Source organism: Variovorax sp. LARHSF232 (assembly GCF_052871435.1).
This window is the reverse complement of sequence record NZ_JBIXJS010000002.1, coordinates 732,333-752,793: the sequence shown is the minus strand read 5'-3', so window position 1 is coordinate 752,793 and position 20,461 is coordinate 732,333. Positions and strand designations below refer to the sequence as shown.

Here is a 20,461-nt window from a genome sequence, read left to right as displayed (position 1 = left end):
GAATTCATGGAGACAAAAAGATGACGCGTCTATCGCGCTGGATTGCTTTGGGTGCCTTGGCCGTCGCCCTCTGGAACGCCGTCGCCGCGCCCGTCGACATGGCGGGCGTCAAGATCGACGACACGCTGGATCTGAACGGCAGCAAGCTGCAGCTCAATGGCGCCGGCATTCGTTTCAAGGCGGTGTTCAAGGTCTACACCGCCAGCCTCTATCTGGGCAAGAAGTGCGCAACCACCGATGAAGTGCTGGCCGCTTCGGGCGCCAAGCGCATGTCGATCACCATGCTGCGCGACATCGACGCCAACGAACTGGGCAAGCTCTTCACCCGCGGCGTGGAAGACAACTCGCCCAAGAGCGAGATGGTCCAGCTCATTCCGGGCCTGCTGCGCATGAGCCAGGTGTTCTCGGACCAGAAGAACCTGCGGGCCGGTGACACCTTCACCATCGACTGGGTGCCGGGCAAGGGCACGGTCATCAGCGTGAAGGGCGTGCCGCAGGGCGATCCGGTCAAGGAGCAGGCCTTCTTCAATGCGCTGATACGCATCTGGCTGGGCCCCTCGCCGGCTGACTACAAGCTGAAGGACGCCCTCCTGGGCGTTGCCGCAGCCTAGGGAAACAGCCGCCCGGCCAGTTCCGCCAGCGAATCGCACACGCCGTCGGCATCGACGCCGTGCACCGATTCGCCGTGGTTGTAGCCATAGCTCACCAGCACCACCGGGCAGCGCGCCGCGCGAGCGGCCTGCGCGTCGTTGCTTGAATCGCCCACCATCAGCGTGCGCTCGGGGCGCGTGCCCAGGGCCTCGCAGGTCTTGACCAGCGGCAGCGGGTCGGGCTTCTTGCGCGCGAAGGCATCGCCGCCAAAGACAAAGTCGAAGTAGCCGTCCAGCCCCTTGGCCGCCAGCAGCGGCTTGGCGAACTCGCCCGGCTTGTTGGTGAGGCAAGCCAGCCGCAGGCCGCCTGCGCGCAGCGCGCGCAGGCCTTCGATGACGCCCGGATAGACGCTCGAATGCTGGCCGTTGATTCGCAGGTAGTGCCGCGAGTAGCTTTGCCAGGCCGCATTGGCCAAGGCTTCGTCGGCCTCCTGGTTGCCCCGCACATGACGCAGCACCGAGCGGATCAGGTGCTCGGAACCTTTGCCCACCATCGACTCGATCGCCGCCGGCGCAATGCGCGCCATGCTCAATTCATCGAGCATGAAGTTCAGCGCCACGGCAAAGTCGCCCAGCGTGTGCACCATGGTGCCGTCGAGGTCGACGATGGCGGCATCGAGCGTGTCGAGTTGGATCTGCATGTCCCCGGATTCTCACCCACGGCAAATGGTCCGAAGAATTTGCTTTCAGTAGGATGCCGCCCGACGACCCGAAACTTCTGATCGGAGAAAAGCAGATGCGAATTTCGCAAATGAGCCGCGGCAAGTCCTGGTGCAAGGCGCTCGTGGCCCTCGCCTGCGCTGCCGCCGCGAGCTGGACGCCGCTGGCACCCCATGCCGCACCGGCCCCCAAACCTTCCGCCACCCAGGCTGGCAGCGAAAGCCCCTGGCCCTACACCGTGCGCCTCAACGCCAAGGACGTGCTGCAGGTCTACCCGCCACAAATCGACAGCTGGGACGGCTTCAAGCTTCAGGCGCGCGCGGCCGTGGTGATGCGCGAGGGCGCCGGCAGCGATGCCGCCAACAACAACGGCAGCAAGGAATCGCGCGCCACCTACGGCACCGTCGAGATCGACGCGCGCACGCTGGTCGACAAGGGCACGCGCCGCGTCACGCTGGACCAATACACCATCAGCCGCGCCGAATTCCCGAGCGCCGGCCAGGAGGCCCAGGCCTGGGTCACGGCGCTACAAAAAGACGCAGCCGGCAAGCAGCGCGTCATCAGCCTGGATCGGCTGGAAGCGCAGGTGCAGGGTGTGCAGGTGGCCGAGCGCGCCGCCAAGCTGCCGCTGAAGAACGATGCCCCAGCGCTGGTCTTCTCGCGCCAGCCGGCCATCCTGGTCACCATCGACGGCGCGCCGCGCTATGTACGCGCCGAAGGCACGGCCCTTGAGCGCGTGTTCAACACCCGCGTGCTGCTGCTGCGCGATGCGGCCGGGCGCCACTACCTGCACGTGTTCGACGGCTGGATGACGGCCGACTCGCTGGAGAGCAACGCCTGGACCGTGCTGCCGGGCGAGAGCGCCGACCTGAAGAAGCTTCGCACCGAAGCGCAGAAGAACCGCGCCGCCGACCTGCTGTCGGGCGCCACCGCCGCCACCAGCGAGAAAGCGGGCGACACGCGCCAGACGCCGCCGTCGCTCAAGAGCGGCACGCCGCCGCGCATTTTTGTGGCGACGCAGCCAACCGAACTGGTGGTGAGCGACGGCGACTGGCTCTGGGCGCCGATCGCCGGCACCCAGCTGCTGTACGTGAAGAACACCACCGGCAACATCTTCCGCGACAACAACGACCAGCAGATCTACCTGCTGATCTCCGGCCGCTGGTTCCGCGCACCCAATGAAGCGGGGCCGTGGCGCTTCGTGGCGGCCAATGCGCTGCCGGCGGACTTCGCCAGGATTCCGGACGACAGCGAGAAGGAAAACGTCAAGGCCTCGATCGCCGGCACGCCGCAGGCGCGCGAGGCGGCCATTGCCAGCAACGTGCCGCAGACCGCGGCCGTGCGCATGTCGCAGGCGCGGCTGCCGCAGCTGCGCTTCGATGGCAGCGCACCGCGCTGGACGCCCATCGCGGGCACCAGCCTGAACTACGCGCCCAACACGCCGACGCCGCTGATCCAGGTCGGCGAGCAGAGCTACTTCGCGCTCGACAACGGCGTCTGGTTCACCGCGCCCGGCGTCGAGGGCCCCTGGGTGGTGGCCACCGCCGTGCCGGCCTCGATCTACGCGATCCCGCCCAGCTCGCCGCTGCACTATGTGACCTACGTGCGCATCTTCGGCATCTCCACCGACTACGTGTACGTGGGCTATTCCGGCGGCTACCAGGGCGAGTACGTCGACCCGACCAGCGGCGTGGTGGTGTACGGCACCGGCTATGTGTACGACCCCTGGATCGGCACCACCTGGTATGGCGTGCCGATGACCTATGGCTACGGCGCGGCCGTCACGTACACCCCCTGGCTCGGCTGGTCCTACGGCTTTTGCTTCGGCTGGGCCTGGGGTGCCGCGACCTCGGCCTGGGGCTGGGGTTGGGGCCCTTACCCCTACTGGGGCCCCTGGGGCTACGGCTGGGGCGGCTGGTGGGGCGGCGTGGCCTACGGCCCGCGCGGCGGCGCGGCGGCCTGGGGCCCGGGCGGCTGGGCCGGTTTCTCCGGCCCGATCTACCGGCGCTGGGGCGACGTGGCCAGCGTCTCGCGCGTCTCCGGCGGCTTCGACGCCTGGAGCGGAAACGGCTGGGCCGGCCGCACCGGCATCGCCTACAACTCGCGCACTGGCGCCGTCGCGGCCGGCCAACGCGGCGTGGTGAGCAACGTCTACACCGGCAACTACGCCGCGGGTTCGCGCGGCGTGGTGCGCGGTCCGGGCGGCGTGGTGGCGGGCGGCGCGCATGGCACCGCCGGCAACGCGTACACCGGCCAAAGCACCAGCGGCAGCCGCGGCTTTGTCTACAACCCGGCCACCGGCCAAGGCACCACCTTTGGCGGCAAGTCGGGCGATCGCGGCTCGGTGGCCCGCGTGGGCGATGACGTCTACGCCGGGCGTGACGGCAATGTCTACCGCAACACCGGCGAAGGCTGGCAGCAGCACAGCGACGGCGGCTGGCAGCCGGTCAACGGCGGCGCAGGCGCGGGTGCGGCTGCAGGCGCCGCCAATCGGCCCGAGGTGCAGCAGCAGCTCGATCAGGCCCGCCAGGCGCGCGCCGACGGCTTCCACCGCAGCGAGCAGCTGCAGCGCTCCGACTTCCAGATGAACCATGACTTTGGCGGCGGCGGCGGCGCGCGATTTGGCGGCGGCGGCTTCGGCGGTGGCGGCTTCCACGGCGGCGGTTTTCGCGGTCGCCGCTAACGGATACATCCCATCAAGGCGCCGGCTGCTACGATGCCGGCGCCACAACAACCACTCCCTGGAGTTCGAGCATGAAGAATGTGTTTTCTCTCAAGCGTTCCTTGATCTCGTTGTCCGCCGTGCTGGCGCTGGGCGCCGGCGCTTTCGCCACGGCCCATGCGCAGACCGAGCCGGCGCGCAAGACGGTCGAACTCGCCGACGTCAAGGGCGCCGGAACCGTGGTCTCGGTCGTGGGCGAGATCACCGCGGTGGACATGGCGAACCGCGTCGTCACCATCAAGGGCCCCAAGGGCAATATTTCCGAGATGCTGGTGCATGACCAGGTCAAGAACCTCGATCAGGTCAAGGTGGGCGACCGCGTGCGCCTGACCTACCGCGTGGGCATCGCGCTGGCGCTGGTGAAGGGCGGCGACGGCATCCGCGAGAAGGTCGAGTCGCAAGGCACGGTGCAGGCAGCGCCTGGCGCCAAGCCGGGCGCCGCCGCCATCAAGACGACCACCGTGGTGGCCAACGTCGAGGCGGTCAACGCCAAGAAGAAGATCGTCACGCTCAAGGGCCCCGAGGGCAAGGTGGTCGACGTTCGCGTGAACGATCCGCAGGTGATGAAGGACGTCAAGGTGGGCGACCAGGTTGCCGCCAAGGTCACCGAATCGGTGGCCGTGCGCGTGCAGCCGGTGGCGCAAAAGTAAGCCGTAAGCCGCCGCGCCAGCGATACACCCATCGCAGCAAGGCCTGCCCTCGCCCCTCGGGGCGGCGGCAGGCCTTGCTGTTTCGGCGGTCGCGGCCGCTAGCCTACTTGAGCTGCGATACCGGCGCCGCGCCGAAGGGCTGCCCGCCGGGCCCGGCCGAGAAATCCAGCGGCGCCAGCGAGGCCTGCTGGCCCACGCCCGGCTTGCTCCAGTCGCACACGCCGCCGGGGAATACCGCTGCCAGACGCGACAGCTGCGCCGGGCTCAGCGCGCCGCCATAGTCGTTGGCGTCCAGAGGCTGCAGCTGGCACTTCAGGATGTCTTCGGCGCGCGCAGAGCCGGCCACCTGGCGCGGCGAGAACAGCGGCTTGAGGTACTTGTCGGCATCGCAGACCTGCGCATCCGTCACCTTCACCGACTGGGTGGCGTCGGCGCTCAGCAGGCAATGGTCGGCGGTGGCGGCCGGGCGGGTGGCCAGCACCTTCTGCTCCAGCGTGCTCTCCGAAGCGTCGGCCTTCAGGCCGGCAAGCCACTGGTCCATCAGCAGGAAGGCGTCCTGCGACATGGCGGCCGACGGCACGAAGCCGCTGCGGCCGAAGCGCCATAGCGCCTGGTTGCCGTGGCCACCGCCGTCGCGGTCGAGGCGGTCGCGAATCGAGAAGCTGCGCCACTGGTGGTGGATGCCGAACAGCGCCACGCCCTGCAGGTTGGCAGGCGGAATGCCCAGCAGCGCAAGACCCGGCGGCAGGTCGATGACCGAATCGTCCCAGCCGCGCATATCGATGATCGGCATGCGCGCCAGCTGCTTGCCGCTGAGCACGATGCCGGCGCGATAGGCGGTGGCCAGCGCCGTCGGGTCGGCCACGCTGCGCGCGGCCGTCAGGTTGGTGTCGAGGTCTGTGCCGCCGATGATCTCGTTGAGCGTCACGAACTCCTCGGCGCTGATGCTGCCGGCCAGCAGTGCCTTCAAGCCGTACTGCACGCCCACGTTGTCGCGCGTGTCGCGCGCGAAGGGCGTGGCGGGCACCTTGCCCCAGATCGACTCGGCCCACGACCACGCATTGCAGCGCGGCCCGTTCGGATTGCTCACCGGGTCATAGACCTGCGAGGCCGGCAGTTCGCAATTGTTGGTCGAGGTCGGCAGCGTGACGATGGTGCCGGTCGCATTCGCCGCCGGCGGCACTACACGCTGGAAGTAGTTGCCCGGCTTGGCATTGCTGCCGAAGGAGTTGTACCAGCCATGGCAGGCCGACGGGTCGAGGTGGCCGTTGATGGCGGCCTTCTTGGCATTCACCTCTGCCAGGCTGGCCCCGCTTTGCAGCGCCAGCCATTGCGGCTTCTGGTAGGCCTCCACCAGCAGCACGCAATCGGACACTTCCATGGTCACGGTCTCGGAGTCGGGGTAGGTGCAGGAGGTGGTGATGCCATCCAGCAGCCCCGGCCCGATGGTCGACACCATGTTCGAGGCGATCGAGCCGCCCGAGCAGCCGCTGCCCATGGTGAACAGGACCGGGCCGTAGCGATCGATGATGTGCTCCTTCATCATCATCACCGTCTCGGTCATCAGCACGCGGTTCGAGTTCTTCAGCGAGTCGCTCATGCTGTTGACCGCCACCATGTAGCCGCGCGAAAGCGCGCGGTCGTCCGTCCAGGTGGTGGCCGGGCGCGCCTGCCGGCGCGGCTGGCCGGTGCTGGCGCCAAAGCTGTACAGCACCTTGCCGTTCCACTGCGCCTGCGGCGCTGTCGGCGCCCAGTCCGCGTTCGGATCGAACAGCACCGCGATGTCGTAGATGCCGCGGTTGAGCGTGCCGCGCTCCAGCCGCACGATGTAGGGCACCGTCTTGCCGTGGTCGGTGGTGGTGCTGGCCATGTCGGCCGGCTCGCTGCCCGGCGTGTAGGGCTTGAAGCAGGGGTTGGCCGGCGGCGGCACCGTGGCCGGCGGCGCCGGGTTGGTGTAGGCGGGGTTGTTGATCGGGTCCGGCAGGCCCAGGGTGCAGCCGGCCGCCGTGCTCTTGTAGTAGAGCTTGTATTCGGTGGCGATGTTGCACTGCGCATCCGTCGCGACGGTCGCAAGGCCGCTGCCGTTGGTGGCCGGCAAGGTCGCCGTCGCACCTTGCGGTGTCGGCGTGGCGCAGACGAATGGCAGCGGCTGTGCGCCGGTGAACACCGGGCCGCCGCGCACATGGTTGGTGATGGTCAGCTGTGCCGGCGCCGCCGAGGGCGTGGCGGTCGAGATCACGTTGGCCCCCGGCGCCAACCCCTCGACCAGACCCACGATGCGGCCGTCGGCGCGCAGTGCAAAGGCCGCGCTGACGTCGCGCCCGTCCACGTCCACCTTGAGGCCCGCATGGACCGCGTTGGCATCGGCATGCAGCTCGATCTCGACCAGGGCGTCACCGTCGCTGACGAGGTCGGCCCGGTTCGACAAGGTGCGGATCTGCAGCACCTTCTTGTTGTTGTCCTTGTCGCCGCTGGGCTTGCCGGCCACGACGGCGCCTGCACCATCGCTGCTGCCGCCGCATGACGCGAGCAAGGCAGCCAGAACAAGAACCGCTGGGGCCGCAAGAGTCGCACCCGGGCGAAGGCCGATGGATCGCCGATCACGCATGCTTGTCTCCTCGAAACGCGCAAGGGAGGCGAAGTTTAGGGACGCGTGCGGCCGCGGTCTATCGCGGGTATTCACGGGGCCGGTGTCACGCTTGCGACACGCGGGTTGCGCGGGGCGAAGCCCGCGTCAGCTGTGCGCTGATGCGGAGGCAGACGTCTCGGTCAGGGTCTGGGCGGCCACCACTGCCTCGGTGCGGTTGCGCACATTGAGCGCGCGAAAGATGGCTGCCAGGTGAATCTTCACAGTGCCCTCGCTGATGCCCAGGCTGCGTCCGATCAGCTTGTTGGGCTTGCCTTGCGACAAGAGCTGCAGCACCTCGACCTGGCGCTCGGTCAGCACGTTGCGCAGGGTTTCCAGCGTGGCGCTGTTGCCCGCCGCGGAGCGGGCCGTGCCGGCCATCGACGGCTCGGCAGAACCCGCCACGACGCCGGGCGGCAGCGCCGACAGCATCATGGGCGGCACATAGACGCCGCCGGCCAGCACCAGGCGCACCGCTGACAGCATGACCTCGGGCGAATAGGCCTTGGGAATGAAGCCCAGTGCGCCGCGCTCGAGCGCGCCGCGCATCAGTGCCGGGTCTTCGTAGCCCGACAGCACGATCACCGGCACGCTGGGGTGGCGCCGGCGCAATTCGTCGATGTGCGAATAGCCGTCGGCGCCCGGCATGTTGAGGTCGACCACGGCGAGATCCACGTCGTCGGACACGGTGCGCAGCAACTCGTCCACGCTCATCGCGATGCAGAACTCGATGCCCTCACCGATTTCCGACAGCTTGGTCTTGACCGCCTCGGTGACGAGCCGATGGTCGTCGGCGATCAGAATTTTCATGATGTTCCCTCGGCGTCCCAATAGCTTCACGGTTACCCCCATGCTGGGGGCGACTAACGATAGCGGCGAATGCCGCGCGCAGCAAGGCAAGCGGCCCGTCGAACGACATAGCTCCCACGCGATATGGTGTCGGCGTTGCGCGCCAGCCAACAATGGCTGCCACATCAACGCGGTGGGGATCATGAGCGTCTGCCAATGTCGCCGGCGCAAAGCCAAAGCCATCACCGCTCACTTGCGGCCTAGCGGCGAGCCCACATGCCTCGCCTGATCGACTGCTTCTCCACCCTGATCTCCTTCGGGCTTGCGCTCGAGACCCAGCCCGGCGACGCCTTGCCGCGACGACAGCAGGCGCTGCGCCTGCTGGACGAGGCCCGCGCCCAGGCCGAGGCCGCCGGCTATCCGGGCGCCGCCATCGAGTCGGCAGTGTTCGCGATGGTGGCCTGGCTCGACGAGATGCTGGCGCGCAGCAGCAAGGCCGGCACCGGCAGCATCAGCGAAGCGTACGAGCCACTGCAGCAGCAGCTGTTCAACTCGCGCAACGCGCACACCGAGTTCTTCCACCACCTGTCGGCCCTGTCGCCGGCACAGGACGAGCTGCGCGAGGTCTATTGGCATGCATTGGCGCTGGGCTTTGCCGGCCAGTACTACTTCGAGGCCGGCGACCAGGGCGAGCTGGGCAAGCTCAAGGATCTGCATGGCCGCCAGCTCGCCATGGCACCGCTCGACTTGCCCGAACTGGCGCGCGAACACATCACGCCGCAGCCCTATGCGGTGGCCGATCCGCCCATGCCCGGCAACCCCTTGGCACGCGAACGCGCCGTGCTGTCGGGCGGCGCGCTGCTGGCCTTGTTGCTGCCGGTGCTGGTGCTCGTGTGGCTGAGCCTGGCCGGCCCGCGCGAAGCGCCACCCGCCCTGGCCCAGCGCGTGAACGACCAGCTGCAGCGCTACGCCTGCGCCGACCTGGCGGCCCGGGTCGAAGCCGACGGCAGCGTGCGCGTGCAAGGCTTCGTCTCCAGGCGCGAGGACATGGAGTCGGTGCGGCGCGACGTCGCATCCACTCCCGGCGTGCGCTCCCCGCAGTTCCAGCTGGGCCTGCGCATCTGGCCGCACTGCGAGGTCTACGCCATCCTCAAGCCCTACCAGGCGCGCAACCGCGACAAGGGCTACGGCCTGCGCTTGCGTGCGCCCAGCGCCGTCGAGGGGCGCCTGCGCGAAGGCGATGCCGTGGTGCTGCGGCTGACCCAAGCCAGCTTCGACGCCAACGTCTGGGTCGACTACTACACAGCCGATGGGTCGGTGCTTCACTTCCAGGCCGGACGCAGCCAGCTGCGACTGCCCGCCGACGCGCAGATCGAGCTGGGGCGCGACATTCCGGCCAGCTGGCTGGTCAGCCCGCCCTTCGGCACGGTGCTGATTGCCGCCATCGCTTCCCCCGCACCCTTTTCCGAGACGGCCGACCGGCCGCCCTTCGAACTGGCTTCGGCCTATCTGCTGCGGCTGCGCGAGATGCTGGCCGCCAATCGAGGCGCCGAACGGCTGGTGGCCGACCTTCTCTTTCTGGAGACCGCGGAGCGATGACGCAGGCGCAGCTCAACCTGGTGTGGCAAGTGGCATTGGCCAGCATGCTGTCCCTGGCGCTCCTGTGGTGGCTCGCCCGTGGCGCGCGGCGGTGGGCGCGCCAGCGCAGCCTGCGACAAGCGCTGGCCCGGGTTGGCGGCAGCGATACGCCAGCGCTGGAACAAGCTTTCGTGCAGGCGCGCCAGGCGCTGCAGCCGGGCGCCGCGCATGTGCGGCCGCAGGCCCTGCACGCGCGGCCCTGGGTGCTGTTCCTCGGCAGCCGCGCCGCCGCTGTGCCCGAACTGCTGCGCGCCGCCGACGCTTCGAGCGCCGCGCCGCATGGCGATGCGGCCGCCAGTTTCTGGCGCTGGTGGCTCATGCCCGGCCTGGTGGCGATCGAGACCGACGCACGCCTGCCCGAACTGGAAGACGAGTCCGCGCCGCACGCGCGCCAACTGCTGGCGAACTGGTACCAGGCACTGCTGGTTCTGGCCGACCGGCGCGGCGCCCTGCCGCTGGACGGCATCGCACTGTGCGTGGATGCGCAAAGCCTGCTGACCGGTCCGCAAGCTGCCGGCGAATTGGCCGCGCGGCTGCGCCGGCGTGCCGACGAGGCCTCGCAGCACCTGCGGCTGCGCTTGCCCACGCAGGTGCTGATCACCGGCCTGGATCGCTTGCCGGGCTACGCCGCGGTGCGCGCGGCGCTGCCGGAAGAAGTGCTGGCGCAGGCGGTGGGCTTCCGGGTGCCGGTGGGCACGCTGGTCGTCATCGACGACATGCTCAACGACCTGTCCGACCGGCTGCGCGCCTTGCGCATGGCGCTGCTGCGCGAGCAGGTGGATGCCCCAGGACGGCTGGCGGTGCATGAGTTCTTCGTGCAGTGGCTGGCGCTGCAGGCCGGGCTCTCCGCCTTTCTCAAGCGGCTGTTCGCACCGAACGCGGCACCTGCGCCCTACCGGCTGCGCGGACGTGGACTCTATTTCGTTGCCGCGCCTGCGGCTTCAACGGACATTCAGGCGCCGGCCTTCGTGGCCGACCTGTTCTCCCGCTTTCTGCCGCTGGAGCGCGCGTTTCGACGTGCGCGCTAGGGCCTGAACAGGCCCTGGCCTCACTTGGCCTCGATGCGAACCTGGCGCGCCGCCAGGTTCACGTTGAAATTGTTGGGCTTGCCCACTTCGAGCGCCTTCACGTCGCGCCAGCGCGCGCGCTCCAGATCGCGGTAGGCGGCCAGCACGGCGATGTTCTTCGCATCGGGCTCCAGGGTGAACTCGAGCTTCTTGCTTTCGCCGGGACGCAGCAGCAGTTCTTCGCGCTTGACCAGTTCGGCGCCCAGGGTGGCCTGGTCCTTGTCGAACAACGAGAAGAAGTCGGCGCCTTCGAACGGCCCGGGCGCCTTCAGCACATAGACACGCACCGTGAGCGGCGAAGGTCGGCCGCGCGCATCGGGGTTGGCATCGGCGCTGGCCGAGAGGTTCAGCGACACCGGCGTCACCACCGGCTTGGGCGGCGGCGCGCCGCAGGACGCGGCCAGCAGCGCCACTCCGAGCATCAGCGCGGCTCTGCGCACCGGGTGGGGGACGATGCGTCCATAGGGCGAATGGCTTGTTCCGGTGTCTTGCATGCTATTGCCTTCGTTGCATTGACCGTGCTGGGTGCATCTTTGATTATCCCTGGCGAACGCAAAGCGACAACATGCTCACACCCGAACTCGTCGACGCCCTGCAGGCGCCCATCAGCGAGGCATCGCCTACGGGGGACAATCTCGAGTACGACCCTGCTTTCACCGCGCTCGAGTCGGCTTCGCAAGGCAAGCCCGAGCAGCAGTTCGGCGACACCGTCATCCCCGCGGTCGATCCCGATTGGCGCCAGGTGTCGCAGCAGGCGCAAGCCCTGCTCGGCCGCTCCAAGGACGCGCGCGCCGCTGTGCTGCTCTTGCGCGCCAGCACCCGCATGCAGGGCATCGAAGGCTTCAGCCTGGGCCTCGCGCTTCTCACCGGATTGCTCGAGCGTTACTGGGACGGTCTACATCCAAAGCTGGATGCCGAGGACGACAACGACCCGACCATGCGCCTCAATGCGTTGGCGCCGCTGGCCGACGAATCCACGGTGCTGCGCGATCTTCTTGACGCACAGGTCGGCGTGGCCCGCGGCGTCGGTCCGGTGCGGGTGCGCGACATCGCGATCGCCCACGGCACCCTGGCCGCCGTGGGCAGCGAGGCCAGCTACACGCTGGCGCAGATCGACGGCGCGCTCGAATCGATCCAGGCCGAGGCGCCGCAGACCATCCAGACCCTGACCGGGCTGGCCGCGCAGGTGACGCGCCTGCAGACCCTGCTGTCGGACCACACCGGCCGCAGCGACGCGGTCGACCTGGCGCCGCTGCGCGCCATGGCATCCATGCTGGCCAAGGCCTGTGGCCACCTGGGCGGCGCCGAGGCAGCCGAGAGCGCCGAAGGCGAAGCCGGCGCTGCCGATGGCAGCGGTACGCCCGGAGCGTCGGCGGCGCCGCGCGGCGAGATCCGCAGCCGGCAGGACGCGCTGCAAGCGCTGGACCGCGTGATCCGCTACCTGGAGCAGACCGAGCCGGGCAACCCGGCGCCGCTCTTGATCACACGCGCCAAGAAGCTGATCGGCGTGAGCTTTCTCGAAATCATGGCCGACCTGGCCCCCAGCGCGCTGGACACCATCGAGGTCGTGACCGGCAAGCAGAGCACCGAGTAGCCCCCACACCCATTTCACCCGCAAGGAGCACTTCCATGGCCGCCAGCAGTCAGAAATTCATCGCCCGCAACCGGGCGCCCCGCGTCCAGATCGAATACGACGTCGAGCTTTACGGCGCCGAGAAGAAGGTGCAGCTGCCCTTCGTCATGGGCGTGCTGGCCGACCTGTCGGGCAAGCCGGCCGACCCCGACAAGGTGCAGCCGGTGGCGGACCGCAAGTTCCTCGAGTTCGACGTCGACAACTTCGACTCGCGCATGAAAGCCATGAAGCCGCACGCCGCCTTCCAGGTGAAGAACACGCTCACCGGCGAGGGCGACCTGAAGGTGGACCTGACCTTCGAGAACATGGACGACTTCTCGCCCGCCGCGGTGGCGCGCAAGGTCGACTCGCTCAACAAGTTGCTGGAAGCGCGCACCCAGCTGTCGAACCTGGTGACCTACATGGACGGCAAGGGCGGCGCCGAAGAGTTGCTGGCCAAGGTGCTGGACAACCCCGACCTGCTCAAGACCCTGGCCGCCAGCGCCAAGCCCGAAGAGGCGCCGCCCGCCGCCTGACGGCGCAAGAGGCCTGACGCCACCCTACCCGAACACCAGGAGAACGCACCATGGCAACCGACGCCGCGACCCAGCAGGAAAGCGCACTGAAAGAAGTTGCGTACGAAGGCAGCGACTTCTCGTCGCTTCTGCAAAAGGAATTCAAGCCACGCAGCGACGAGGCCAAAAGCGCCGTCGAAGCTGCAGTGCAGACGCTGGCGCAGCAGGCGCTGGCCAACACCAAGGTGATCGGCAAGGACGTGACGCAGTCGATCCAGGCCATGATCGCCGCGATCGACGCCAAGCTCACCGAGCAGGTCAACCTCATCATCCACAACGAGGACTACCAGAAGCTCGAGAGCGCCTGGCGCGGCCTGCACTACATGGTGAACAACACCGAGACGGACGAGAACCTGAAGATCCGGGTGATGGACATCTCGAAGAAGGACCTGCACAAGACCCTGCGCAAGTTCAAGGGCACGGCCTGGGACCAGAGCCCGTTGTTCAAGAAGGTCTACGAGCAGGAATACGGCCAGTTCGGCGGCGAGCCCTTCGGCGCCATCGTCGGCGACTACCACTTCGACCAGAGCCCGCCCGACGTGGAGCTCTTGGGCGAGATGGCCAAGATCGCCGCCTCGGCGCACGCGCCCTTCATCACCGGCGCCAGCCCGAACCTGATGCAGATGGAAAGCTGGCAGGAGCTGGCCAACCCGCGCGACCTGACCAAGATCTTCTCCACGCCCGAATATGCCGGCTGGCGCAGCTTGCGCGAATCGGACGACTCCAAGTACATCGGCCTGTGCATGCCGCGCTTTCTGGCGCGCACGCCCTACGGCGCCAAGACCAACCCGATCGAGGACTTCGATTTCGAGGAAGACACGGCCGGCGCCGACCACAGCAAGTACGCCTGGGCCAACGCCGCCTACGCGATGGCCACCAACATCAACCGCTCGTACAAGCTGTACGGCTGGGGCTCGCGCATCCGCGGCATCGAGTCGGGCGGCGCGGTGGAGAACTTGCCGCTGCACACCTTCCCGTCGGATGACGGCGGGGTCGACCAGAAGTGCCCGACCGAGATCGCCATCAGCGACCGGCGCGAGGCCGAGCTGTCGAAGGCCGGCCTGCTATCGCTGATTCACCGCAAGAACTCGGACTTCGCCGCCTTCATCGGCGCCCAGTCGCTCAACAAGCCGGCCGAGTACGACGACCCCGACGCCACGGCCAACGCCAACCTGGCGGCACGCCTGCCTTACCTCTTCGCCTGCAACCGCTTCGCCCACTACCTGAAGTGCATCGTGCGCGACAAGGTGGGTAGCTTCAAGGAGCGCGCCGACATGGAGCGCTGGCTCAACAAGTGGATCATGAATTACGTGGATGGCGACCCCGCCAATTCCTCGGAAGAGACCAAGGCGCGGCGCCCGCTGGCCGCCGCCGAGGTGGTGGTGGAAGAAGTCGAGGGCAACCCCGGTTACTACTCCTCCAAGTTCTTCCTGCGTCCGCACTATCAGCTCGAAGGCCTGACCGTGTCGCTGCGGCTGGTGTCCAAGCTGCCGTCCGCCAAGGGCGGCAAGTAGGCAGCCCTGCCTTTTGGCGCCGATGTCTTTGTATTCGGCGCCCGCGAATCGTTCTCCAGATAGCTCCCGGGCCACGCGCGCCAGATCCGCAGCAGGCCAGGAAGCCCACTTTCCCGTCACTTCATCCACACATCCGAAAGGTGAGCATCATGGCCGTAGACATGTTTCTGAAGATCGCTGACATCCCCGGCGAATCGGCGGACGACAAGCACAAGAAGGAAATCGACGTTCTGGCCTGGAGCTGGGGCATGAGCCAATCGGGCAGCGCTCACATGGGCGGCGGCGCGGGCTCTGGCAAGGTCAGCGTGCAGGACCTGTCGTTCACCAAGTACATCGACTCGGCCTCGCATTCGCTGCTGCTCAAGTGCTGCACCGGCGAGCACATCAAGGAGGCGACGCTGGTGGTGCGCAAGGCTGGCAAGGACCCGCTGGAGTACATCAAGATCACCCTCAACGACCTGATCATCTCGGCGGTCAGCACCGGCGGCAGCGGCGGCGAAGACCGGCTGACCGAGAACGTGACGCTGAACTTCGGCAAGTTCAAGTACGAGTACACGCCGCAAAAGCCCGACGGCACCGGCGACGCGCCCAAGACGGCAGCCTGGGACATCCCGGCGAACAAGGTGGCCTGAGGCGCGCCGACTTGCAATGCGCGGTTGCTACATTAGCCCCGTCCACAACAACGGATGGAGAAGAGAAGAATGCAGACACCGCGCACGCAACGCCCGACCGGCGCCTTCGTAGCCGCCTCCTGGGCAGCCCTCTTTGTCGGCGCCATCGCCTTTCTTGTCGGTTTGTGGAATGCGCAGATGCAGCTCAATGAAAAAGGCTACTACTTCACCGTGCTGATGTATGGCCTGTTTGCCGCGGTATCACTGCAAAAATCGGTGCGCGACCGGATGGAGGGCATTCCCGTCACCAGCATCTACTACGGCCTGTGCTGGCTGTCGCTGCTTCTCGCGGTGCTCCTGCTGGCCGTCGGCCTTTTCAATGCCACGCTCAGTGCCAGCGAGAAAGGCTTCTACGCCATGTCCTTCCTGCTGAGCCTGTTTGCCGCGGTAGCGGTGCAGAAGAATGTGCGGGACATCGCGCTGCTGTCGCCCGCCTCCGGCGAGGACGCCGCCGAAGCCTGATCGCTCATAGCATCAGGCGCGTGGTCTCGTCGTCTTCGCGCGCCCACAGCGCGAGGGCCGTGTAGTTGTCGTGGCCCGGCTTGGCATGGGCCTTGACCTGGGCGTCGAGCTTGTCGATCCATTGGCTGGCGTCGCGCGAGGCGGCCAGCGTCTCGCGCAGGCGCTCGTCGCCCAGCGGCTCCCACAGGCCGTCGGTGCACAGGAGCAGCACGTCGCCGACCTGAAGCGACAGCGCATTGGACACCGCGATCTCGGGCGCCGACTCGATCGAGCCGAGCGCGGACAGCAGCATGTTGCGCTGGGGATGCAGGCGCGCACCTTCCTCGTCCAGCATACCGCCGGCCACCATCTGCTGCACCAGACTGTGGTCCACGGTGCGCGTGGCCAACTCGCCGCCGCGAAACAGGTAGGCGCGGCTGTCACCGCTGTGCGCCAGCACGATCTGGCGGGCCTGGAGGTCGAGCGCGGCCAGCACCACGGTGGAGCGCATGGCAGCCAGCTTGCCGCCCTCGGCCTGGCGCGCCACCACGTCCAGATTGGCCTGCTCCAGCAGGCGTCGCAGCAGGCCGGCATCCAGCCCCGGGGTGGCGGCAAAGCCGCTGAGCACGCTGCCACGCACCACCGCCGACGCAACATCACCGCCGCCATGGCCGCCCGCGCCGTCGGCCACCACGCACAGCACGTAGCGCTCGTCGTTCCAGTGGCCGTAGGCGTCCTCGTTGTAGTCGCGTCCGCCCTGCCTGGAGAGGGTGACGATCTCGATTTCGAAGTTCAATGCGCCTCCTCTTGTTGTTGTTCTTGTTGGGATGGCTAGCCCTTGCCCGCCTTCAGCCTGGCCATCTGCTCTTCGTAGGCCTTGACGAAGGCCTTGCCGAACAGGCTGTGGAAGTCGTCTTCCGCCTCGGCCGCGATGCCGCCATAGAGCGCGACGAACTGGTCCCACAGCTTGGCCTTGCGGTTGGCAGCAAAGAGCGAATCGAGCGCGCTCTTGGCGGCGATCTTCTTCTCGAGCTCATCGGGCGTGAAGCGCGCCAGCACATGCGCCAGCGCAGCGCGCATGCCGACCATGACGCCGAACTCGTGCGCGCGCAGGTCGTCGTAGGCGTCGCGCATCGCCTCCTCGGCGCCCATGAAGCCGCGCATGCCGGGGCCAAGCAGGTGCGCCAGCCCGACCTCGACGGTGGGCGAGAACTTGAGCGGGTTGTTGGCATGAGCCGCGATCATGGTGACTTCGGCGTGCACGCCTTTCTTGACCTCGGCGCGGGCCAGCAGGAGTTGCAAGGTGCCTTCGGTGCTGCTCCGCAGCAGCGTTCCGATGCGCTCCATCAGCTCGGGCGTGAGCTGGCTGGGCATCTGGTGCGTGGTGGCCAGGCCGCGCAGCAGGGCGGCGAGCAGGGCATCGCCGCTGGCGGCCGGAGCGGCATGCGCAACCGGCGCTGCCGGGGCTGGGGCTGGGGCCGGGGCTGGCGCGGCCACCGTAGGCGGCGGTGGTGGTGGCGGCTCCGGACTGCGCCCAGCTGGCGCGGGCGGCGGCAGCAGGTCGGCAAAGGGGTCAACCTCCGGCACCGCCGCCGGCACGATGCCCTTGGGCGGCGCGAAGCCGAAGTGATCGATCGACAGGTGGTCGCTTCGCGGCGCGGCCGCCGCCTTGGGCGCGCCTTGCTGCAAGGCCCGCAGTGGATCGACGTTGGACGCGGTGTTGGGCTGGAGCAGCGGATCGGCCAGCGGCGACATGGCCAGCGGATCGGCGCCCGATGCCTTGCCGTTGCTGCCGAATAGGTGGTCGATGCCAGCGGCCGCATCGGGCGCACGCAGGCCGAGATCGGAAAAGTCTTCGATGGCGCCGGGCTTGGGCGCCGGCATGCCGCTGCCGAGCAGGTCGGCGAAGGGGTCGTCGGCCGATGCAGGCGCGGCAGCGGCCCGCTGCGCCCCGCTGCTGCGGGCCAGGCCCATCGGGTCGGGGAACAGCAGGGAATCGGCCGAGGGCGCGGGTGCCGCCGGCCTAGGCGCGGAGGCAGCCGGCGCGGGCGTACCGAGGCCGGACAACAGATCGGCAAAGGGATCATCGGGCGTGGGTTGCGGCGCAGCCCCGAGGTTGGCAGCTGCCGTCGCTTCGGCGGCGGCGCCTTGCACCGAAAGCTCGAAGCCACCTATCACCAGCCGGTCGCCCGGGCTGATCACCGCCTCTTTGCCGGCGCCCAGCGTGCGGCCGTTGTGCTGCAGCGGATTGCTGCCCTGGTCGCTGATGACAAAACGCCCGTCGCGCATCGTCACTTGCGCATGCACGCGCGAGACGGTGCGGTCCGGGTCATCCAGCACCAGCGTGTTGGTTGCGGCGCGCCCGATGGTGCCACCGCCCGGCCCGAAGGAGGCCGCGAGCGACCGCCCCACCGGCGACCCACGCAGACTGACCACCACTAGCTCAATCACGGCAAGCATCTCCTTGTCATTCAGGGTTCAGCGCTCCACCACAGCCACGCCGACACCAGGCCAAAAATCGCGGCCACCGCGAGCCAGGTGCGGCTCGCCGGTGCCAGTGTGTATCCGTCACGCTCCAGGCGAAAGAGGGCAGCGCCCAGGAAGACCAGGGCCAGCAGCGGCAGGATGTACTTGGCCGCCATGGGCTTCAGGCCGGCATCGCATCGAGCCAGCGCTGCTGGCGCCAGGCCGGGGCGGCGGTGGGGAAAAGCCGGTTTCCCGGCTCGGCCAGGCAGAGGTGCTCTGCTGCGGCGATCCTTTGGCGCTGGAAGCCTTCCTTGAGGACCCTGCGGCAGTGCGCCGGCGACGGCGGTGCGCCCATGAAGTAGCGCGCACCACGCTGAAAGCCGGGGCCCTGGGCATTCCACCAGCCCTGCACCTTCTGGCGATCCGGCCAAGGCAGGCCACCGTCCTCGTCCATCGCCACCTCATGGTCCTGCGGGTCGTCGGTGGGACCGGGTTCGAGTCCTTCCGGCGGCTTCTTGTCCAGGTCGAGCCACGCCAAGTCGAGCCCGGTGATGGTGGAAAAGGCCTCCCCGGCCAGGCGCGAGAGCGCCGGGTCGTCCATCTGCGCGATCAGCCAGGGAATGACCTGCGGATCACCGACCATGCCCATGCCGCGCATGGCCTCGCGCACGCTCTTGGGTTCATCGAGAAGCTTGCGCAGCAGCGGCGCCGCCTCCGCAGACGCGATGCATTTCAGCAGCACGGACAGGGCCAAAGTGCGCAGAGGACCGGGCTGCCCGGCAAGTTGATGCAGCCGCTCGAGCGGCGCGCGACCACGCTCACCAAGCATCAGCGCCGAGCGTGCGGCCCAGAGGCCACAGCCGGCGTCGGCGTCGGCGCTGGCCTCGAGGCATGCCTGTGCGAGATCGACACGCGCGCAGTCGCCGGCGGTCCGCAAGGCCTGGACGCGAAGGGCTGCGTCATCGTCTTGCAGCGCATCGATCAGCGCCTGACCCGGATCGACCATGTGGAACCCGCACGCCGCCAGCGCAACGCGGCGCTGGAAGGCGCTGGGCGAGGCCAGCATGTCGCGGCTGATGCCACGCAGCGATTGCGCTGACACCCAGCCGACGGCAAGGACGCAGGCCTCCTGCGCCTCCGGCAATGCCTCCGCGGCCGCAAACAGGCGCTGAAGCCGATGGGCATCGTGGTTGTCGAAGGCGAGCGACACCGCCGTGAACAGCTCGCCGCGCCCCGCGTTGGCCAACGCGAGGTCCGCCAGGCGGCTGCCCATTTCACGGGCGACGAGCAGCCCGTCGAGGTGCGCCGCCAGGCGGTCGTCCAGCCGCCGCAACTGGTGCAGCTTGGGGTGCGGCGCCCTTACCAGATACAGCCGCTGGTTGCACAGCAACGCCGCCTCATCGACATGGCGTTCCACGACCTGGGGAAGGGCCACGGCGCGAGCGGCGGAGACGGTGGTCATGGTGGCGGTGCTTTCCTGCTCAGTCGTACTTTTGCCAGGTGGTGCCGTCGAAGGCGGCCACGTCGGACTTTCCAATCGACCACAGCACCCCGTCGGCGGTCGTGAGGTTGAAGCCGGTGACTGGGCCCATCGCGCCGTAGTTGACCTCCTCAAGGCGATTGCCGTGCTCGAAGGTGAAGAGGGCGAACATGGTGGCCACGTAGAGCTTGTCCTGGAACCAGCACAGGTCCCACAGGTCCAGCGTGACCTCGTCCTCCCAGTTCACCAGGGACCACGCGTCGCCGCGCCCCTTCACCATCACGCCGCCCTGGCCAGCGGCGTAGACGAAGCCGTCCGGCGCGCAGCAGATGGCCGTGAGGATCACGTTGGTGGGGCTGCCGCATTGCGTCCAGGCGGTGCCGTCGTAGCGCCAGATCTCGCCGCCCCAGCCGGCCGCGTAGATATCGTCCTCCGCGTAGCCGTCGATCGCCTCGAAGCCGAACTCCTCGGAGTCGCCGGCGCGCGGCGCGCTCATGTCGGCCCACTGCTTTTCGCCAACGCGCTTGAAGACCTGGCGCTTCATGCCGCAGGCATGGACGTAGCCACCGATCGTGCGCGCATTGCGGATCATGACGGGTTGGGGCGTGATGGTCTCGTCTTCCCGCGTGCCGCCCGCATAGGTGCCGACATCACCGTCCTCGCCGATCATCACGATCTTTGTTGTCGGCAGCTTCGCGATGGCAATGGCGGTGGAGTCCCACGTGGTGTTGAAGGCGGAACCCCAGTTGCCGTTGTAAACACCGATCAGGTTCACGTGGTGGATGTCCTGCTCGAGCAGCTTCTTGATCTGCGTGATCACGTAGACCAGGTTGCCCAAGTACGCGGCGCCGCGGACGAATTCGTTGGTGCTCGACATAGGGGGTTCGGCCATGGGTGCTC

Annotated in this window: 19 protein-coding genes; 10 read left to right on the top strand and 9 right to left on the bottom strand. The window is 68.1% G+C overall.

Annotated elements, in window-relative coordinates; translation table 11 throughout:
• Positions 1–20 precede the first annotated feature (20 nt).
• The gene (locus ACIPRI_RS08820; protein ID WP_446621044.1) at positions 21–611 is read left to right on the top strand and encodes a chalcone isomerase family protein; all 591 of its coding nucleotides are present in this window, start codon (positions 21–23) and stop codon (positions 609–611) included.
• On the opposite strand, the gene ACIPRI_RS08815 is transcribed toward ACIPRI_RS08820, so the two are convergent.
• Complete coding sequence (locus tag ACIPRI_RS08815) at positions 608–1,291, bottom strand: phosphoglycolate phosphatase (RefSeq protein ID WP_446621043.1); 684 nt, start codon at positions 1,289–1,291, stop codon at positions 608–610. The genes ACIPRI_RS08820 and ACIPRI_RS08815 overlap by 4 nt on opposite strands.
• 95 nt (positions 1,292–1,386) lie before the next feature.
• On the opposite strand from ACIPRI_RS08815, the gene ACIPRI_RS08810 reads away from it, so the two are divergent.
• Together ACIPRI_RS08810 and ACIPRI_RS08805 are read left to right on the top strand one after the other, a co-directional pair.
• A complete protein-coding gene (locus ACIPRI_RS08810) occupies positions 1,387–3,993 on the top strand; it encodes an autotransporter (protein WP_446621042.1) in 2,607 nt (868 codons plus the stop codon).
• Between the two features lie 71 nt (positions 3,994–4,064).
• Complete coding sequence (locus ACIPRI_RS08805; protein WP_446621041.1) at positions 4,065–4,682, top strand: hypothetical protein; 618 nt, start codon at positions 4,065–4,067, stop codon at positions 4,680–4,682.
• A 103-nt stretch (positions 4,683–4,785) separates the two neighbouring features.
• Here the strand turns inward: ACIPRI_RS08805 and ACIPRI_RS08800 are convergent, their stop codons facing one another.
• Together ACIPRI_RS08800 and ACIPRI_RS08795 are read right to left on the bottom strand one after the other, a co-directional pair.
• Positions 4,786–7,290: a DUF6351 family protein gene (locus tag ACIPRI_RS08800; protein ID WP_446621040.1), complete on the bottom strand. Its 2,505-nt coding sequence runs from the start codon at positions 7,288–7,290 to the stop codon at positions 4,786–4,788.
• Between the two features lie 126 nt (positions 7,291–7,416).
• The gene (locus ACIPRI_RS08795) at positions 7,417–8,118 is read right to left on the bottom strand and encodes a response regulator (RefSeq protein WP_446621039.1); all 702 of its coding nucleotides are present in this window, start codon (positions 8,116–8,118) and stop codon (positions 7,417–7,419) included.
• Between the two features lie 255 nt (positions 8,119–8,373).
• Here ACIPRI_RS08795 and ACIPRI_RS08790 point away from each other — a divergent pair, with 255 nt between their 5' ends.
• Complete coding sequence (locus tag ACIPRI_RS08790; protein ID WP_446621038.1) at positions 8,374–9,696, top strand: DotU family type IV/VI secretion system protein; 1,323 nt, start codon at positions 8,374–8,376, stop codon at positions 9,694–9,696.
• Entirely contained in the window at positions 9,693–10,763 is a 1,071-nt protein-coding gene (locus tag ACIPRI_RS08785; protein WP_446621037.1) for a type VI secretion system protein, read from the top strand. Before ACIPRI_RS08790 ends, ACIPRI_RS08785 begins: the two co-directional genes overlap by 4 nt.
• Positions 10,764–10,783: 20 nt before the next feature.
• Here the strand turns inward: ACIPRI_RS08785 and tssJ are convergent, their stop codons facing one another.
• Entirely contained in the window at positions 10,784–11,296 is a 513-nt protein-coding gene (tssJ, locus tag ACIPRI_RS08780) for a type VI secretion system lipoprotein TssJ (protein WP_446621036.1), read from the bottom strand.
• 71 nt (positions 11,297–11,367) lie between these two features.
• Here tssJ and tssA point away from each other — a divergent pair, with 71 nt between their 5' ends.
• From tssA to yiaA, 5 genes are all read left to right on the top strand, one after another.
• Complete coding sequence (gene tssA / locus ACIPRI_RS08775; RefSeq protein ID WP_446621035.1) at positions 11,368–12,396, top strand: type VI secretion system protein TssA; 1,029 nt, start codon at positions 11,368–11,370, stop codon at positions 12,394–12,396.
• Positions 12,397–12,431: 35 nt separating this feature from the next.
• Positions 12,432–12,950, top strand: a complete 519-nt coding sequence (gene tssB, locus ACIPRI_RS08770) for a type VI secretion system contractile sheath small subunit (protein WP_446621034.1) — start codon at positions 12,432–12,434, stop codon at positions 12,948–12,950.
• A 50-nt stretch (positions 12,951–13,000) separates the two neighbouring features.
• The gene (gene tssC, locus ACIPRI_RS08765) at positions 13,001–14,503 is read left to right on the top strand and encodes a type VI secretion system contractile sheath large subunit (RefSeq protein ID WP_446621033.1); all 1,503 of its coding nucleotides are present in this window, start codon (positions 13,001–13,003) and stop codon (positions 14,501–14,503) included.
• Positions 14,504–14,652: 149 nt separating this feature from the next.
• The gene (locus ACIPRI_RS08760; RefSeq protein WP_446621032.1) at positions 14,653–15,135 is read left to right on the top strand and encodes an Hcp family type VI secretion system effector; all 483 of its coding nucleotides are present in this window, start codon (positions 14,653–14,655) and stop codon (positions 15,133–15,135) included.
• A gap of 69 nt (positions 15,136–15,204) precedes the next feature.
• The gene (yiaA, locus tag ACIPRI_RS08755; RefSeq protein WP_446621031.1) at positions 15,205–15,636 is read left to right on the top strand and encodes an inner membrane protein YiaA; all 432 of its coding nucleotides are present in this window, start codon (positions 15,205–15,207) and stop codon (positions 15,634–15,636) included.
• A gap of 4 nt (positions 15,637–15,640) precedes the next feature.
• Here the strand turns inward: yiaA and ACIPRI_RS08750 are convergent, their stop codons facing one another.
• The 5 genes from ACIPRI_RS08750 to ACIPRI_RS08730 are packed head-to-tail and all read right to left on the bottom strand — an operon-like array spanning position 15,641 to position 20,453.
• Complete coding sequence (locus ACIPRI_RS08750) at positions 15,641–16,411, bottom strand: PP2C family protein-serine/threonine phosphatase (RefSeq protein WP_446621030.1); 771 nt, start codon at positions 16,409–16,411, stop codon at positions 15,641–15,643.
• A gap of 35 nt (positions 16,412–16,446) precedes the next feature.
• Positions 16,447–18,075, bottom strand: coding sequence for a type VI secretion system-associated FHA domain protein TagH (gene tagH / locus ACIPRI_RS08745; protein ID WP_446621029.1), 1,629 nt, complete (start codon positions 18,073–18,075; stop codon positions 16,447–16,449).
• Positions 18,076–18,086: 11 nt separating this feature from the next.
• On the bottom strand, positions 18,087–18,257 hold the full coding sequence (locus tag ACIPRI_RS08740; protein WP_446621028.1) for a hypothetical protein: 171 nt from the start codon (positions 18,255–18,257) through the stop codon (positions 18,087–18,089).
• Between the two features lie 5 nt (positions 18,258–18,262).
• The gene (locus ACIPRI_RS08735; protein ID WP_446621027.1) at positions 18,263–19,543 is read right to left on the bottom strand and encodes a TIGR02270 family protein; all 1,281 of its coding nucleotides are present in this window, start codon (positions 19,541–19,543) and stop codon (positions 18,263–18,265) included.
• 19 nt (positions 19,544–19,562) lie between these two features.
• Positions 19,563–20,453, bottom strand: a complete 891-nt coding sequence (locus tag ACIPRI_RS08730; RefSeq protein ID WP_446621026.1) for a hypothetical protein — start codon at positions 20,451–20,453, stop codon at positions 19,563–19,565.
• Positions 20,454–20,461: the final 8 nt, after the last annotated feature.

Excerpts from the sequence above, each read along its gene's own strand:
- ACIPRI_RS08740 (WP_446621028.1), bottom strand. The coding sequence starts at position 18,257 with ATGGCGGCCAAGTACATCCTGCCGCTGCTGGCCCTGGTCTTCCTGGGC.
- ACIPRI_RS08820 (WP_446621044.1), top strand. The coding sequence starts at position 21 with ATGACGCGTCTATCGCGCTGGATTGCTTTGGGTGCCTTGGCCGTCGCC.
- tssB (WP_446621034.1), top strand. The coding sequence starts at position 12,432 with ATGGCCGCCAGCAGTCAGAAATTCATCGCCCGCAACCGGGCGCCCCGC.
- tssC (WP_446621033.1), top strand. The coding sequence starts at position 13,001 with ATGGCAACCGACGCCGCGACCCAGCAGGAAAGCGCACTGAAAGAAGTT.
- ACIPRI_RS08810 (WP_446621042.1), top strand. The coding sequence starts at position 1,387 with ATGCGAATTTCGCAAATGAGCCGCGGCAAGTCCTGGTGCAAGGCGCTC.
- ACIPRI_RS08800 (WP_446621040.1), bottom strand. The coding sequence starts at position 7,290 with ATGCGTGATCGGCGATCCATCGGCCTTCGCCCGGGTGCGACTCTTGCG.
- tagH (WP_446621029.1), bottom strand. The coding sequence starts at position 18,075 with ATGCTTGCCGTGATTGAGCTAGTGGTGGTCAGTCTGCGTGGGTCGCCG.
- ACIPRI_RS08760 (WP_446621032.1), top strand. The coding sequence starts at position 14,653 with ATGGCCGTAGACATGTTTCTGAAGATCGCTGACATCCCCGGCGAATCG.
- tssJ (WP_446621036.1), bottom strand. The coding sequence starts at position 11,296 with ATGCAAGACACCGGAACAAGCCATTCGCCCTATGGACGCATCGTCCCC.
- ACIPRI_RS08795 (WP_446621039.1), bottom strand. The coding sequence starts at position 8,118 with ATGAAAATTCTGATCGCCGACGACCATCGGCTCGTCACCGAGGCGGTC.
- tssA (WP_446621035.1), top strand. The coding sequence starts at position 11,368 with ATGCTCACACCCGAACTCGTCGACGCCCTGCAGGCGCCCATCAGCGAG.
- ACIPRI_RS08815 (WP_446621043.1), bottom strand. The coding sequence starts at position 1,291 with ATGCAGATCCAACTCGACACGCTCGATGCCGCCATCGTCGACCTCGAC.
- ACIPRI_RS08805 (WP_446621041.1), top strand. The coding sequence starts at position 4,065 with ATGAAGAATGTGTTTTCTCTCAAGCGTTCCTTGATCTCGTTGTCCGCC.
- ACIPRI_RS08730 (WP_446621026.1), bottom strand. The coding sequence starts at position 20,453 with ATGGCCGAACCCCCTATGTCGAGCACCAACGAATTCGTCCGCGGCGCC.
- ACIPRI_RS08735 (WP_446621027.1), bottom strand. The coding sequence starts at position 19,543 with ATGACCACCGTCTCCGCCGCTCGCGCCGTGGCCCTTCCCCAGGTCGTG.
- ACIPRI_RS08785 (WP_446621037.1), top strand. The coding sequence starts at position 9,693 with ATGACGCAGGCGCAGCTCAACCTGGTGTGGCAAGTGGCATTGGCCAGC.
- ACIPRI_RS08790 (WP_446621038.1), top strand. The coding sequence starts at position 8,374 with ATGCCTCGCCTGATCGACTGCTTCTCCACCCTGATCTCCTTCGGGCTT.
- yiaA (WP_446621031.1), top strand. The coding sequence starts at position 15,205 with ATGCAGACACCGCGCACGCAACGCCCGACCGGCGCCTTCGTAGCCGCC.